Consider the following 16,787-nt stretch of genomic DNA (forward strand, 5'->3'; position numbering starts at 1 on the left):
ATTAAGGTTTTTGAGAATTTAATCTGCTTTTTAACTATGAATTATTGTAACCGTTTTCTGTTATTATTGGTATTTACATTATTTTTCTCGAAAAGCTTTGCTCAGCAGAGCGACTCAAGGGATCAAGTTCAGATATTCTACTATGGCTGGTATGGAAATCCTGCAACGGATGGAAGTTATCAACATTGGAACCATGAAATTCTTCCTCATTGGAATAATCCGAAATGGAATAATCTGGGACAACACAAAGGTGGAGATGATATCGGAGCTAATTTTTATCCGGCATTGGGAAATTACAGTTCCAATGATACAAAGATCATTGAAAAACATATGAAAATGATCAAAGAATCCGGAGTAGGAGTAGTTGTAGTAAGTTGGCTGGGAAAAGATTCATTCACAGATAAAAGTCTTATCAAATACCTTGATATTGCGGATCGTTTTGATTTAAAAATTGCATTCCACATTGAGCCGTTTTATAAAAATACTTCAGAATTGAAGGAACAGCTTTCTTATCTTGTAAAAACTTATTCCCAGCATCACGCTTTCTATAAAAAAGAAGGGAAACCATTGTTTTATGTTTATGACAGTTATAAAATTCCTAAAGAAGAATGGGCTGAAATGTTATCCAAAAACGGAAAAAAAACAGTCAGAAATACAGACCTGGATGCGCTTTATATCGGGCTTTGGGTTGAAAAAGATGATGCGAAGTTTTTTGATTCAGCAGGCTTTGATGGTTTCTATACTTATTTTGCCAGCGAAGGGTTTGTATATGGAAGTACAACTGCTAACTGGGATTTCATGGCCAGCTACGCTAAAGATCATCATCTGATTTTTATTCCTTGTGTAGGACCAGGTTATTCCGATACAAGAATACGTCCATGGAACGAAGCGAATTTCAAAAGCAGAGACAATGGAAAGTATTACGAAAAGATGTTTGATGCTGCCATTAAAGTAAATCCGGATTTCATTAGTATCACATCTTTCAACGAATGGCATGAAGGAACTCAAATAGAACCCGCTATCCCTAAAAAATCAGGTGATTTCAAATATGAAGATTATGGGAAAGATCCTTTATTTTATATTAAAGAAACGAAGCGTTTGACGGATAAATTTCTGAAAAAGTAATAACATACTTTAAAGCTTTAATTTCACAGCAAAAAATCAAGTGTTCTGTTGATGCTTTTGATAAGCTGCAAAGCACTTATTTAGTTATTCAAGAGATTATATCTCATTGATTAATTATCTATTTTCCCTGGATAATTAATTGAAATTGCAAAAGCAGCCTCTCCTTATTCTCGTAATATGTTTTATCCTTGGAATTGTTTTTCAGGATAAGCTTGTTTTGACAGGCTTTGCATTTTATTCAGTAATTGCAATGTGCTTGGTTGTACTCGTTGCAGTATGTTTTCACTCTTATTTTCTGCACAAAATCAAGGTTGTTTTACTTGCGTTTTTGTTCTTTGGAACAGGAATTATCCTTCATCGCTATAATACTTATTCAGAGGCAAACAGTGTATTGATAAATAAAAAAGAAACGGTTAGTTTTAAAATCTCTCAAAAATTAAATACTACTGAAAAATATAAAAAATACGAAGGAACAGCGCAGGCAGGAAATATAAATTTCAATTCAATTTTTTATGTTCCAAAGGATGGTAAAGAGCTGGATTTTATTCATTATTACAAAACGGAGGCTTATATTACACAACCTAAGGCTCCTCAATATGATTTTCAGTTTGATTATACCCGATATCTCAAAAGAAAGCACATTGATTACCAGATTTATATTTCAGATGAAATTGTATCTGCAGAACGAAATGACTTAACGTTGTCAGATCAACTGCGACAATATAGATTTACAGTTCTCAAGAAAATTGATAAAACTGTAATGTCCCGGAAAAGCAAAGAATTTTTAAAAGGAATCATTCTGGCAGATCGTACAGAGATTGATGCAGTTACTGTACAGGATTTCAATAAGTCAGGATTGGTCCATTTTCTGGCCATTTCCGGAACTCATATTGTGGTTATTTTTGGGATGTTCTACTATTTACTGATTCGTTTTATTCCTTTACAGTTCAGAAAATATGCAGTTATTCTAAGCTTGGTTTTTATTTGGCTGTTTGCTGCTTTTATTGGGTTTGGAAATTCGGTTTTGCGTTCCTGTATCATGCTGAGCGTCTATTTTATTTTTGTAATGCTTCAGCGGAAACCGGATCTGCTTCACTCACTAGCTTTATCCGCTTTTTTTATCTTAATTGGAGATACACAGCAGTTTTTTGACGTGGGATTTCAGCTTAGCTTTTTAGCGGTTCTTGGAATTTATTGGCTGAATCAGCCTCTGTTGAAACATTTTCCGAAACAGGATCATTATCTTAAAAAACTTCTGTTTAATACCATTACAATATCTTTATCTGCGCAGCTGGCAACACTTCCTTTGGTGCTGTATTATTTTCATCAGTTTTCATTCATATCCATTATTGCCAACTTTGTTATTGTTCCTTTTTCCGAAATAATTATTGTTTTCTCATTTATAATGACAGCTTTCGTTGCCTGTGGAATTGATTTTGGCTTGTTGAATGGTGTATATGACTTTGTTATTCAGATTCTTTTGGAAATGATTCATTGGTTTGCTGAGACAGACCTGTTGTTTTTTGAAAATATTCCTATGAATGGATTTGAAATGCTGTCGGTTTCAGTGGTAGTCTATTTATTAAGATCGTTCATATTAAAGTTTAACTTCAAAAATTCTATGAGGTTAATAATGGCTATAATTGTATTTTTGATCGTAAGAACCGGAAGCAATGTCTTTGAAAATGAGAAAGAAGAGGTGTTGATTTATTCTTTAGGTAAAAGCAAAATTTTTTCGATAAAAAATGGTGAAAAAATCTGTTTTTGGGTTTCTGATATGGAAGATAAAGTAAAAGTTCTACGGTATATTATAAATCCCTATTGTTCATCAAGAAGAGTGGATTATTTTGAAATAAAATCCTTTTCTTCATCCTCTCAGAAAGTGGTTTTCCGAGACCGGGTTTATGATCTTAAATAATGCTTTATAATTTATGTGTTTTCCCGTATCTATAATGTATGAAATTCTTATTTAGAAACATTACAAACTGCCTAATTGTGAGATTTCTCACTTTTCGATATTGTTAAACTTTCTTAATTTTGTAGAAATTCAAATTTAAACTTATATGGCAGGTTTAACGAGTTCTACGATAGGTAGAAAATATGCTATGGCATTATCAGCTCTATTTTTGCTGATTTTTCTTATACTGCATTTGACGACCAATTTGTTATCAGTTCTGAACAAGGATGCATTCAATACTGCATCAGACTTCATGGGCTATAATCCTTTTGTGCAGTTCTTAATGCAGCCTATTCTTGGTTTTGCAGTAATTTTCCATTTCATTATGGGATTTGTGCTTGAAATCAAGAATAATAAAGCGCGTCCGGTAAAGTATGCAGCTAACAACGCATCGGTGAATTCTTCATGGATGTCCAGAAATATGATTATTTCCGGAGCTGTTATCTTAGCGTTCCTGGCGCTTCACTTATATGATTTCTGGCTGCATGAAATCAATTACAAGTATGTAGAAGGATTGACTCCGGATGCAGAACGTTTCTGGCCGGAACTTCATGAGAAGTTTGCTGATCTTTGGAGAGTGGCTTTGTATGTGATCTCTTTTGTTCTATTAGGATTACACTTAGCTCACGGATTCCAGTCTTCATTCCAGTCTATCGGAGCAAGACATCCAAAATATACGCCGGTGATCAAAGCTTTCGGGACATGGTATTCAATCCTTATTCCTGCAGGATTTATCATCGTTGCAGTTTTTCATTTTATAACTCAATAATATCAATATACTAGTATGAGTAAATTAGATTCAAGAATTCCAGCGGGTCCTCTTAAAGACAAGTGGAAAAATCATAAAGACCATATGAACCTTGTTGCACCAAACAACAGAGATAAGATTGATATTATTGTTGTAGGTACAGGTTTGGCAGGAGGTTCTGCTGCAGCTACATTGGCTGAGCAGGGATACAATGTAAAAGCATTCTGCTATCAGGATTCTCCAAGAAGAGCGCACTCTATTGCTGCTCAAGGGGGAATCAACGCAGCTAAGAATTATCAGGGAGACGGTGACTCTACTTACAGATTATTCTATGATACCATTAAAGGTGGTGACTATAGAGCAAGAGAGGCCAACGTTTACAGATTAGCTGAAGTTTCTGCAAATATTATTGACCAGTGTGTTTCCCAAGGGGTACCTTTCGGGAGAGATTACGGCGGTCAGTTAGATAACCGTTCATTTGGTGGGGTTCAGGTAAAAAGAACTTTCTACGCAAAAGGACAAACAGGACAGCAGTTATTATTAGGAGCATATTCTGCAATGAGCCGCCAGATCGGTAAAGGAAGAATCAAGATGTACAACCGTCATGAAATGCTTGACCTTGTAATTGTTGACGGAAAAGCAAGAGGAATTATCGCAAGAAACCTTGTAACAGGTGAAATCGAAAGACACTCTGCTCACGCCGTAGTAATTGCTTCAGGAGGATACGGAAACGTATATTTCCTTTCTACCAATGCAATGGGATCAAACGTTTCTGCAGCATGGAAAATTCACAAAAAAGGAGCTTATTTCGCAAACCCTTGCTACGTACAGATTCACCCGACTTGTATTCCGGTTCACGGAACTCAGCAGTCTAAACTGACTTTGATGTCTGAATCATTAAGAAACTCCGGAAGAATCTGGGTTCCTAAGAAAATTGAAGATTCAGTAGCCATCAGAGAAGGAAAATTAAGGCCAGAAAATATTAAAGAAGAAGATAGAGATTACTATTTAGAAAGAAGATACCCTGCGTTTGGTAACCTTGTACCTAGAGACGTTGCTTCAAGAGCAGCTAAGGAAAGATGTGACGCTGGATTCGGAATCGAAAATAATGATACTCAGGAAGGAGTTTACCTTGATTTCTCTACAGAGATCATGAAAAAAGGTAAAGAGTCCGCTATCGAAAAACATATTCATAATCCAACAGATCAGCAGATCTACGATTTAGGTAAGAGCTGGGTAGAGGAGAAATATGGTAACTTATTCGTAATGTACGAAAAGATTACTGCTGATGATCCTTATAAAACTCCAATGAAGATCTATCCTGCAGTTCACTATACAATGGGTGGTGTATGGGTTGATTACAACCTTCAGTCTACGATTCCTGGATGTTTCGTAATTGGTGAAGCTAACTTCTCAGATCACGGAGCCAACAGACTTGGTGCTTCTGCATTGATGCAAGGTCTTGCTGACGGATATTTCGTACTTCCTTACACGATTGCAGATTATCTTTCTGCCGATATCAGAACAGGAGCTATTCCTACCAATTCAGGAGCGTTTGACGAGGCTGAAAAAGGAATTAAAGAAAAAATTGATTTCTTCTTAAACAATAAAGGAACTCATTCTGTAGACCATTTCCACAAGCAGTTAGGAAATATTATGTGGAATAAAGTAGGAATGGGAAGAACTCCTGAAGGATTGAGAGAAGCAATCAAGGAAATTGAAGAAGTAAGAAACGATTTCTGGAAAAATGTAAAAGTACCGGGAGAAGGAGAAGGAATGAACACTGAGCTTGAAAAAGCATTCAGAGTAGCAGACTTCCTTGAACTTGGACAATTAATGGCTATCGATGCACTACACAGAAACGAATCTTGTGGTGGACATTTCCGTGAAGACCATTCAACTCCGGACGGAGAAGCGGAAAGAGATGACGTAAATTACAAATACGTCGGAGCTTGGGAATATCAGGGTAACGATATCAATACGGAAGTATTGCATAAAGAAGAACTGATATATGACAACATCGAGGTTAAAACTAGAAGTTATAAATAATCTCCAACCTAAAATATAACATTATGAGTGCAAAAAAAGGCTTACATCTTACGCTGAAAATTTGGAGACAAAAAAATAGTAAAACTAAAGGTCAGTTTGAGACCTATAAAATATCAGATGTATCTACAGACTCTTCATTCTTGGAGATGCTGGATATCCTGAACGAAAATTTAATTAACGAAGGAAAAGAACCTATCGCCTTTGACCACGACTGTCGTGAAGGAATCTGCGGTATGTGTTCACTTTACATCAATGGTAGAGCTCATGGGCCGGATACAGGTATCACAACCTGCCAGCTTCACATGAGAATGTTCAAAGATGGAGAAACTATCGTTATTGAACCTTGGAGAAGTGCCGCTTTCCCTGTTATCAAAGACTTGATGGTAGACAGAAGCGCATTTGACAGAGTAATGGCTGCAGGAGGTTTTATCTCTGTAAATACTTCCGGGAATACATTGGATGCTAACGCAATTCCGGTTCCAAAAGAAGATGCAGACAGAGCCATGGATGCAGCTGCTTGTATTGGATGTGGAGCTTGTGTGGCTACATGTAAAAACGGATCTGCAATGCTATTTGTAGGAGCTAAAGTTTCTCAGTATGCATTACTTCCTCAAGGTAGAGTAGAAGCTAAGAGAAGAGTTCTGAACATGGTGAAAGCTATGGACGAAGAAGGATTCGGAAACTGTTCAAACACCGGAGCATGTGAAGTAGAATGTCCTAAAGGTATTTCTCTTGAAAACATTGCAAGAATGAACAGAGAATATATGGCTGCTCTTGTAGATCAAGGATAGAATTGATTCAAATACATAAAAAAATCGCCTTCATTTTTGGAGGCGATTTTTTTATGAATGGTAGTGCGCTGTTAAAGTTTGTTAACTTATTGATGGTTTTTAGTCATTCTTTATTTAATAAGTATATATTTGGAGGGTTGTTGAATCGTTTTTTTTAAACTTTCAAATACAGCATGCCATTCAAAAAGAGACAATTAAAATAATTGAAATGTCCCTCTTGAAGGGTGATAATAAAATTTTTAAAAAAAATAATTAGTGTGAATTAGCAAGCCCTAAAAAGCGTATTTTTGTGTAATATTAAAAATTGAAATGAAAAAATATCTTTTATTGTTTATCATCACAGCTTTTGTGATGTCTTGTTCAAAAAAAGTAGAGGTAAAAGGAAAAATTACTGGAAGCTCATCATTAGAAAGAATTGAATTTGTAGAAGCTTCAGGAGTAGGAACCCTGCCTTTGATTAATATAGGTTTAGATAAAGACGGAAACTTTTCAGGAAGCTTTGAGGCACCTAAAGATGGAATGTACGTGATCAACTATGCAGGAAGACAAAACCTGATCTATCTTGAAGGAGGACAAAAAGTAAATATTTCAGGAAACGGAGCTACTTTCCCAAATGAATATGTAATTACCGGAGATGCTAAAAAGAACAATGATTTCCTTACGGCAAGTATGAAGTTCTTGGCAGATTATGGTAGCAAAGTTAACTTAGGAGGATTGATGGGCGGAGACGAAGCTGCATTTTTGAAAGGAATGCACAAAGTTGAAGCTGATATTAATAAAAACGTAGACGAGTTAGCAAAGAAAAACAGTCCAAGCAAAGGGCTTCTTGAGTGGAAGAAAAATGATATAAAAGTTACCATTCTTAATTTGCTTGCCAACTATGAAATGTCTCACGGACCAATGTCTGGTAATCCGTCTTACAAGGCTTCTAAAGCTTTCAAAGATTACGAAACCCAGTTAGAAACTGACAAAGAAGCGATGGTGAAAACAATCCCGCTTTACAGACAATATCTTCTTGTAAAAATGACTCCGGATTTCCAGAAGTATGCAGAAGCAAACAGCAAAGGAAAAACAGGAATTACAACTTCTGAGATGTTTGCTCAGTATTTAAAAACAAAGAAAGATTTATCTCAGACTGCAAAAGATTATCTTTTGGCATTTGTAATGGCTCAGGCGGATATTCATCCTACAACTCCGGCTGCAAACATTGACAAAATTAAAAAAATCATTGATTCAGATATTAAAGATGCTACCATTAAAAGTGACCTTTTAAAAATGCAGGTAGCTATTACTGGACTTAAAATCGGAGATGCAGCTCCTGAAGCAGCTGTATCAAAGCAGGATGGAAAAGCTTATAAACTTTCTGAAAACAAAGGAAAACCTTATATGCTGTTCTTCTACGCTTCATGGAATCCTTACATCAGTGAAGCTACAGTACCAGTATTAAAAGAAGTAGTAAACTTCTATAAATCCAAAATGAACTTTGTATTTGTAAACGTAGACGATACAAAAGATCAGTTCATTAAAACAAGCAACTCTCTTTTAAAAGGAATTCAGGGAGTGAACGTTTATGGAGAAGGAGGTCTTAACTCTGATATCGCTAAGAAATATGGTGTATACGGATTCAAGTTACCTTGCTTTGTAATCATTGATAAAGACGGTAAAATTGCCAGCAGATCATTCGTAAACCTTGGTGAGCAGGAATTAGTAACTATTCTTGATAAACAAACAGGTCTTTCAGCTCCAAAAGTAGAGCCGAATGCACAAATGCAGCCGCAATTACAGCTTGATCCATCTGCAATGCAGCAAGCTCCACAGCCTGCAAATCCACAGCCTGCTCCAACAAAATAATAAACTTTAACACAGTATAGAAACCTTATCTTCGGATAAGGTTTTTTTTATTGTATTTTTGCAAACTGAAGCGTAAAGTTTCAATTAGGAAAATAGAAAATTTTAGAATGAGTAGGAAGAAAAAAAGAGATTTAATTCTTGAAAATATAAAGCTATTAACTGCCGGAGCAAAAGGTGTGGCAATAGGAAAGACAGAAGAAGGAAAAGCGGTAATGGTTACAGGCGCAATTCCTGGAGATATTGTGAATGTAAGAGTGAAAAAGGCGAAGTCAAAATATTATGAAGGCGAAGCAGTTGAAGTTCTTGAAAAATCACCTTACAGAGTTGACCCAAAATGTGTTCATTTCGGAACTTGTGGAGGATGCAAATGGCAGAACATGAGCTACGAAAAACAGCTTGATTTCAAACAGGAAGAAGTATATAATAATATCAAAAGAATCGGAGGAATTGATGACTTCGAGACCGTATCAATCCTAGGAGCTGAAGAACAGTATTTTTATAGAAATAAAATGGAGTTCTCCTTCTCAAACGCAAGATGGCTTACTCAATATGAAATCAGTTCTGAAGAAAACTTCGGTAGCAAAGATGCTTTAGGATTCCATATTCCTGGAATGTGGAGCAAAATTCTTGATTTGAAAGAGTGTTTTCTTCAGGAAGACCCTTCCAATGCAATAAGACTGGCTGTAAAAGAATATGGAGTAAATAACGGTCTGGATTTCTTTGATGTAAGAAATCAGGAAGGTTTTTTAAGAACCTTGATGATGAGACAAAACTCCAAAGGAGAATGGATGGTTCTTTTCCAGCTTTACAGAGAAGAAAAAGAAAACAGAGAAAAACTTTTTGAATTCTTATTAGAAAAATTCCCGCAGATTAAAACATTAGTATATGCTATTAATCCTAAGCAGAATGATTCCATTTATGATTTAAATATCAATGTATATTTTGGAGAAGGTTATCTTATGGAAGAAATGGATGGACTGAAGTTTAAGATTGGGCCGAAATCATTCTTCCAGACCAACTACAAACAGGCATTGGAATTATACAGAAAAACATTGGAATTTGCAGATCTTAAAGGGGACGAAGTAGTGTATGACCTTTATACAGGAACAGGAACCATTGCTCAGTATGTAGCAAGAAATGCAAAACAGGTAATCGGGATAGAATCTGTACAGGAAGCAATCGATGCAGCAATCGAACATGCTGAATTGAATGGTTTAACGAATACAACTTTCTATTGTGGAGATATGAAAAACGTCTTTAATGACGAGTTTTTAGAAAATCATCCAAAAGCAGACGTATTAATTACAGACCCGCCAAGAGACGGGATGCACCAGAAAGTAGTAGAGCAGATCTTAAAGCTTTCACCGGAAAAAGTAGTTTATGTAAGCTGTAATTCAGCAACACAGGCAAGAGACCTTGCTTTGATGAAAGATCACTATACTTTGGTAAAGATTCTTCCTGTAGATATGTTCCCACAAACGCACCATGTAGAGAACATAGCATTATTGATTAAAAAATAATTTATTTAAATTTGAGATTCAAATCTTAATATAAAACGACAGTTCCATCTGACTAAATAAAAAAATAAAAATATACAGATGAAATACTTTAAATTTCTCATAGCAATCTGCTTTTTAGGAATGCTTTTTTCCTGTGGAGGAGATGATGATATTTGCGAAAGTGGAGAAGGAACTCCCAGAATGAAGGTGGCTTTCAGATCACTGGATACTGGAAAAGAGAAGACGCTGGATACACTATATGTAGCAGTAGATTATGGAGCAGGAAAAGTGGATCTGGGAAAACTTGCAAAAATTGATTCTCGATTAATTCCTTTACGTGTAGATAATTCGCCTTATACGGACGTTTATTTTAAGCTTACCTATAATGGGGCAGAATCTAAAGTAAGGATTAATTACAGTACGAAGTCAACATATGTTTCTCCCGGATGCGGAATCAAAAAATCTTACGAGAATTTAAGTTCAGAATTAGTAACTCCGAATCCTGTTCAGAAACTGGAAGCCGGACAAAATCAAATAGAGAATGAAGACAAGACTAATCTTTACCTTTCTTTTTAGTTTATTGGGAATAATAAGCTGGGCACAAGACAAAAAAAAGGAAGCAGAGAAGAAGGTTCATGAGAAATATGAACCCAATTTTATGGTTGGCCTTGATGTACTGAATACCGGAGCCGGTTTTTTTTCTGACAGAAAATTATATCAGGGATTTATTTCTTCAAAGATAAAAGGAAATATCCATGCTATTGCAGAGGCAGGTTTTGAAAAGAATGTGTATCAGAAGAATGGTTATGATGCGAAAGCAAGTGGCCCTTTTGTGAAGCTGGGAGCATTCTATATGTTGGCAAAAGATGCAGAGAATGAATTCAACGGATTTTATGCCGGAGGAAAAGTTGCAGGATCATTTTATAATCAGGAGTATATGGCAATTCCTGTTCGTGGATTTGGGGGAAGTAATTCTTCTGAAGCCTTTCCATCGTCATCACAGTCGTCTTTTTGGCTGGAAGGTACGCTGGGGGGCAGAGTACAATTATTTAATTCTAATTTCTACATTGATGTAAATCTTCAGCCAAGATATATGGTATACACTTCCAAGCAGGACGATATTTCTCCTATGATCGTTCCGGGCTTCGGAAGAAGTTCTTCAAAATTCAATATGGGATTTGCATGGAATATTGCGTATAAGTTTTAGAAATATTATTTCTTACCGTTTAAAATATATAAAATACAAACTTTAGATTATTCTAAAGTTTGTATTTTTTTTAATAGATATCGTTGATAAGTGTATTATGTTGAAAAATATAAACTTATTTTACCCATAAGATTTATAAAATAGTTATATTTGGCAAAAATTATAATTGTGTTTTAATTTATGAAAAGAGTATTTACTGCCTTAGTGTGTACTTTAATAGGTGGAGCAGCGTTTGGACAATGGACTCCTACTTCATTTAATAAAGTAGACAACAAAAAAAGAGGGACTTTTACGACAGAGAAATCTGGCGTAAGAGAAGACGGGTATTATAAATTAGATTTAGCTTTACTAAGATCTCAATTGAAAAATGCTCAAGAGATGGGGCCAAATGCAGCTCCCGTGATTATTTCTCTTCCAACTGTAGATGGGAAGATCGAACAATTCAAAGTATTTAGCTTTCCTGTTTTGGCAAAAGAAATTGCCGATCAGTATGAGCTGGGTTCCTATGTGGGAACAAGTGTTAAGGATCCTAGTAAGTATTTAAGATTCAGTGTTTCTCCAAATGAACTTCAGTCTATGATTATAGATGGAGATAAATATGAATTCATTGAACCTTTAATGTCTGATAAGAGCGTATATGCCGTGCATCCTAAAACGATGAAAAATCCAAATGGATTTATATGCTCAACTGAAGAAAGCCCTGCGGCTAAAAAACAAATAAATACCTTATTAAAAAAAGGACAATCTTTTGCTAACCAACCGACAAGCTTTGCTAAAAATTCTGATAAGAAATACAGAACAATGAGATTGGCAATGTCTGTTACAGGTGAGTATACTCAGTTCTTTGGAGGTGTTGCAGGAGCATGGGCGCAGGTAAACAATACGATGTCAAGAGTAAACGGAGTATTTGAAAAAGACTTTGCGTTACATTTGAATGTATTGAATTATCCGGCTCTTATTTTTTCTAATCCAGCTACAGACCCATATGCAACTGTTACAAGTGCATCAGCGCCTCCAGGTACATGGAATACTGAGTTGCAAAATCAATTGACAACAGTTGTTGGAGAAGGGAATTATGATATCGGACATTTATTTGGTGCTTCAGGAGGAGGAGGAAACGCAGGCTGTATTGGTTGCGTTTGTATCAGCCCTACTATTGATGAACCAGAAGGAAAAGGTTCAGGGATTACATCTCCTGCTACAGGAAGTGTAAATCCATCTGCTACATATCCTCCATCCGGAGATAATTTTGATATCGATTATGTAGCTCACGAAATGGGACACCAGTTGGGAGCAAACCATACATTCGCTCATAGTCTTGAAGGGTCAGGGGTAAACATGGAACCAGGTTCTGGGTCTACTATCATGGGATACGCAGGTATAACAGGACCTACTTATGATGTTCAACCTCACTCTGATGCTTATTTCCATATTGCAAGTATTGATCAGATTCAAGAGAATTTAATTGATAAAACTTGTGATGTAGAAACTACTATAACAAACAACCCGGCTGTAATTGCTGCTTTACCAACGTATAATATTCCAAGAGGAACTGCATTTGTATTAACAGCTTCTGCAACAGATGCTGAAAACGATCCTCTTTCTTATGTTTGGGAAGAAGTAGATGATGCTGCTGTTGTTATTAATAAAAATAACTTAGGTAACACTAGTACTGGTGCATCATTCAGATCTAAGTCAACAGGAACTAGCCCAACAAGATATTTCCCTAGCTTTACTTCTGTGATGAATGGTGTATTAAATAATGCAAATAATACCTGGGAAGCTGTTTCAACAGTGGCAAGAACTACAAACTTTGCTGTTACAGTAAGAGATAATAATCCAAATGTTCAACAGCAGCAGACTTCTTATGGTGTGCAAACTATTGTTGTTGGAGATAACGGACCTTTCAAATTAGCAAGTCAATATATTGATGTGAATACTCCATCACCAATTCAGTGGCTTGTTTCTAATACAAATGCTGCTCCTTATAATGTAGCTAATGTTAAAATTGACTATACTACGGATAATGGAACTACATGGACAGTATTAGCTGCTTCAACACCTAATGACGGATCTGAAAACTTTACTTTCCCTTCTTCAATGAACGGACAGACTATTAAAGTAAGAATCTCTTCAATAGGTAATGTTTTCTACGCAGTTGGACCTGTTACAATAGGACCTCTTTCTGCATGCAGCAGTGCGGCTCCTACGAATATTGTTGTAAGTAATGTTAACAGTTCAGCAGCAAGTATTTCATGGATGGCTTATACTGGAGCTACTTATAAAGTACGTTACAGAAAAGTAGGTACTACTACATGGACTGAGATTGATACTACTGTACCTGCTGTAAACTTAAACGGATTAACAGACGGAACAAATTATGAAGTGCAAGTAGCTTTAGTTTGTGGATCTACAGTGGGAACATATTCTACATCTGTTAACTTTAGTACAGTGGCTGTTGTATATTGTGCAGCTTCAACTCTTCTGACAAATAATGAGTATATTTCAAATGTAACTGTAGCTAACATCAACAACACTTCTGCTGCATCTACATATACAAATTATACAACAAACGGAGCTCTTCAGGTTAATCTGACAAAAGGTTCTACATATCCTATATCATTTAACATAGGAAATGCACGTGCTTATGATGTAGGTGCAGTGTATATAGATTTTAATAAGGATGGTGTTTTTGCTGATAATGAAGCTGTATTGAGTGTACCTACAGTAAGTACTGCGACAACTCAGTTTTCAGGATCATTTACAGTGCCTGCTAGTGCTGTAGAAAATCAGGCATTAAGAATGAGAGTTATCTTATTCTATGTAGGAGCTTCCAATGTTGGACTTTCACTTCCTGCATCATTTGCTTGCGGTACTAATTTCTACTATGGAGAAATTGAAGACTATAACGTAGTTATTACGGGTAACCTTGCTACTTCTGAAACTGCTGTTAAAAATAATGGTATTCAGATTTATCCAAACCCGGCAAGTGATATTCTAAATGTTACTAAAGTTTCAGATAAAGCTACTTATAAAATTTATAGTGCTGCTGGACAATTGGTAGACAGAGGAAATATCAATGATGGAAAAGTGAATGTTTCAACTTTAGTTAAAGGTGGTTATGTGATTACAATAGATGATAAAGGAATTGAGCAATTCAAATCTAAATTCATTAAAAAATAAAGAAAACCTTTAAATATAGTAAATCCCCGGGGCGCTCCCGGGGATTTCTTTATTTAAAGCATAAGTGGAGATATTGTTATGTTTTTTCAAAAAAAACCTAAATGTACCTGTAAATTAATAACAAAAAATGATTAGATTTGTATGATTAATATTATAATGAAAACATTATGAAGAAATTCTTTACCTCTTTAATTCTGTTTCTCTGTTTGATCTGTACAGGCTTTGTATCCAAAGTCTCAGCTCAGGCAGGTCAGATCGGGACAGGAACGGGTACCTCTGTGTATCTCCCCATACGTTCCTATTATGGGTATAGTTATTCCCAGCAGATCTATACTGCTGCGGAAGTTTCGGCTGCCATTGGTACGTCGACCTATATCACAGCCATAAAGTTTTATGTAAACACCGTATCAAATTCTCCGGATTCCTACAAGGATTGGGTTGTTTACATGGGGAACACTACCCAAAATAACTTTACGTCCAACACAAACTGGATACCATTAGGTTCCTTAACTCAGGTATATGCAGGAGATTTACCTGCTATAACAAATGGAAACTGGGTTACTCTTCAGTTGAATAGCCCGTTTATTTGGAATGGAACAGACAATCTTGCGATTGCTGTTAATGAAAAAACACCAGGTTATTCTTCTTCTCCGGGTACGGCTTGGGGAACTTATAATGCTGGGGCTAACAGAGGTATTCTTTATTATGAAGATACTACAAACCCAAATCCGGCTTCACCACCTTCTGCATCAGACCGATATTCTGATATTCCCAGAATACAGTTGGTAAGTCATCAGCTGACTCCATGTACTACTGCTCCTCCAACGAATATTACTGTGAGTAACATAACCACAGTGTCAGCAGTTGTTAACTGGTATACGGCTACAGGTTCTACTTATGTAGTAAGATACAGAAGTTTACCTTCAGGCGCATGGCAGCAGATTAATGTTACCGCTCCTCTTTCAGGGAGTGCTACAATTCCTGGACTAACAGAACAAACCCAGTATGAAGTTCAGGTAGCTACGGTCTGTGGAGGTACTCAGGGAGCATTTTCTTCCAGTGTAAACTTTACAACTCCGGCGCTCAGCTATTGTAATTCAGCGGCTACGAGTACTTTTATTGATGGGTACATAAGCCAGGTGACAGTCAATGCACAAGGAGCTCCTTCAATGAACAGTAACTCTAATCAAAGTGGGTACACAGATTATAGTACAGATCCTACAAGATTAGTTACTTTGGTAAGAGGTGGTACTGCTTCTGTTTCTGTAGTAAAAACATGGCCAGGTTCTCAGTATAGCTTCTTAACAGGAGTTTGGATTGACTTTAACCGTAATGGTATTTTTGAAGCTACTGAAAGAGTATTGACTTCACCAAGTAATACAACAACGCCGGTTACTGCCACATTCAATATACCAACTGCCGCAGGTGGTGCGTATACTGGGAACTTAACTACCAGAATGCGTGTTGTAATGAATGAATACAGTCCTATTAATGCTTGTGGAACGTATTCTTATGGTGAAACTGAGGATTATGCTGTTAAACTAATAGATTTATCAGCGTGTACTACAGCTCCACCTTCTGACATTCAGGTAAACAATGTAACTCCTTCTTCCGCTAACGTTACTTGGACATCAACTACAGGAGCTACTTATATTGTAAGATATAGAGTTTCTCCTTCTGGTGCTTGGCAGCAGATTGCTGTAAATACACCTTTGGTAAGTAACCAAATACTTACAGGATTATTAGAGCAGACAGCATATGAAGTTCAGGTAGCTACTATTTGTGGAGGTACTACAGGAGCATTCTCTCCGAGTGTAAACTTTACAACTCCGGCTCTTACTTATTGTACGGCAGGTCCTACAGGTAATAGTGCTACTAGTGGATATATTAATAATGTAACCGTTACTCCTACGAATACTCCTATCATGTTGAGTAATTCAGGATCGGATAACTATAAAGATTACACTCCAGACCCTACAAGAGTAGTTATATTCGAAAGAGGTTCTGCAAATAATAAAATTTCTGTAAACAAATACTGGCCAGGTTCTCCTACATCTTATGGAGTTTCAGCTTGGGTAGACTTTAACAGAAACGGAACATTTGAAACGAGTGAGAGAATTCTGAATACTACTTATAATACAACTACTCCGGTAACGGCAACTTTTGCTGTCCCTACAGTAGCGAGTGGAAATGTATATACAGGAAACCTTCCTACCCGTATGCGTGTCGTAATGAGATATTTTGATAACGCTACCCCTTGCGGAACATTTAGTCAGGGAGAAGTAGAGGATTATGCAGTGAAATTTGTAGATTCTCAACCATGTTCAACAGCTCCTCCAACGAATATTACAGTAAATAATATTGGTGCAACTACTGC

11 protein-coding genes are annotated in these 16,787 nt (G+C 36.4%); all 11 read left to right on the forward strand.

From position 1 onward, the window contains the following. Window positions 1-36: 36 nt before the first annotated feature. Window positions 37-1,125: a glycoside hydrolase family 99 protein gene (locus OL225_RS21315; RefSeq protein ID WP_264519522.1), complete on the forward strand. Its 1,089-nt coding sequence runs from the start codon at window positions 37-39 to the stop codon at window positions 1,123-1,125. Between the two features lie 145 nt (window positions 1,126-1,270). Continuing rightward, window positions 1,271-3,043, forward strand: a complete 1,773-nt coding sequence (locus OL225_RS21320; RefSeq protein ID WP_264519523.1) for a ComEC/Rec2 family competence protein — start codon at window positions 1,271-1,273, stop codon at window positions 3,041-3,043. Window positions 3,044-3,188: 145 nt separating this feature from the next. Then, a complete protein-coding gene (locus OL225_RS21325) occupies window positions 3,189-3,851 on the forward strand; it encodes a succinate dehydrogenase cytochrome b subunit (RefSeq protein WP_047373501.1) in 663 nt (220 codons plus the stop codon). Between the two features lie 15 nt (window positions 3,852-3,866). After that, complete coding sequence (locus tag OL225_RS21330; protein WP_264519524.1) at window positions 3,867-5,879, forward strand: fumarate reductase/succinate dehydrogenase flavoprotein subunit; 2,013 nt, start codon at window positions 3,867-3,869, stop codon at window positions 5,877-5,879. Between the two features lie 23 nt (window positions 5,880-5,902). Continuing rightward, window positions 5,903-6,670 (forward strand): succinate dehydrogenase/fumarate reductase iron-sulfur subunit, encoded by a 768-nt coding sequence (locus OL225_RS21335; RefSeq protein ID WP_002976316.1) that lies wholly within the window; start codon window positions 5,903-5,905, stop codon window positions 6,668-6,670. A 309-nt stretch (window positions 6,671-6,979) separates the two neighbouring features. After that, a complete protein-coding gene (locus OL225_RS21340; RefSeq protein ID WP_047373499.1) occupies window positions 6,980-8,521 on the forward strand; it encodes a TlpA family protein disulfide reductase in 1,542 nt (513 codons plus the stop codon). A 107-nt stretch (window positions 8,522-8,628) separates the two neighbouring features. Then, a complete protein-coding gene (rlmD, locus tag OL225_RS21345; RefSeq protein ID WP_264519525.1) occupies window positions 8,629-10,041 on the forward strand; it encodes a 23S rRNA (uracil(1939)-C(5))-methyltransferase RlmD in 1,413 nt (470 codons plus the stop codon). Window positions 10,042-10,119: 78 nt separating this feature from the next. Then, the gene (locus OL225_RS21350; RefSeq protein WP_047373497.1) at window positions 10,120-10,596 is read left to right on the forward strand and encodes a DUF6452 family protein; all 477 of its coding nucleotides are present in this window, start codon (window positions 10,120-10,122) and stop codon (window positions 10,594-10,596) included. Then, the gene (locus OL225_RS21355) at window positions 10,562-11,227 is read left to right on the forward strand and encodes a DUF6048 family protein (protein ID WP_047373496.1); all 666 of its coding nucleotides are present in this window, start codon (window positions 10,562-10,564) and stop codon (window positions 11,225-11,227) included. Before OL225_RS21350 ends, OL225_RS21355 begins: the two co-directional genes overlap by 35 nt. Window positions 11,228-11,407: 180 nt before the next feature. Then, window positions 11,408-14,410, forward strand: a complete 3,003-nt coding sequence (locus OL225_RS21360; RefSeq protein WP_264519526.1) for a reprolysin-like metallopeptidase — start codon at window positions 11,408-11,410, stop codon at window positions 14,408-14,410. Between the two features lie 167 nt (window positions 14,411-14,577). Further along, window positions 14,578-16,787 (forward strand): fibronectin type III domain-containing protein (locus OL225_RS21365; protein WP_264519527.1); only part of this gene is annotated, 2,210 nt, incomplete at its 3' end.

The sequence above is a fragment of the Chryseobacterium viscerum genome (assembly GCF_025949665.1).
Lineage (GTDB): Bacteria > Bacteroidota > Bacteroidia > Flavobacteriales > Weeksellaceae > Chryseobacterium > Chryseobacterium viscerum_A.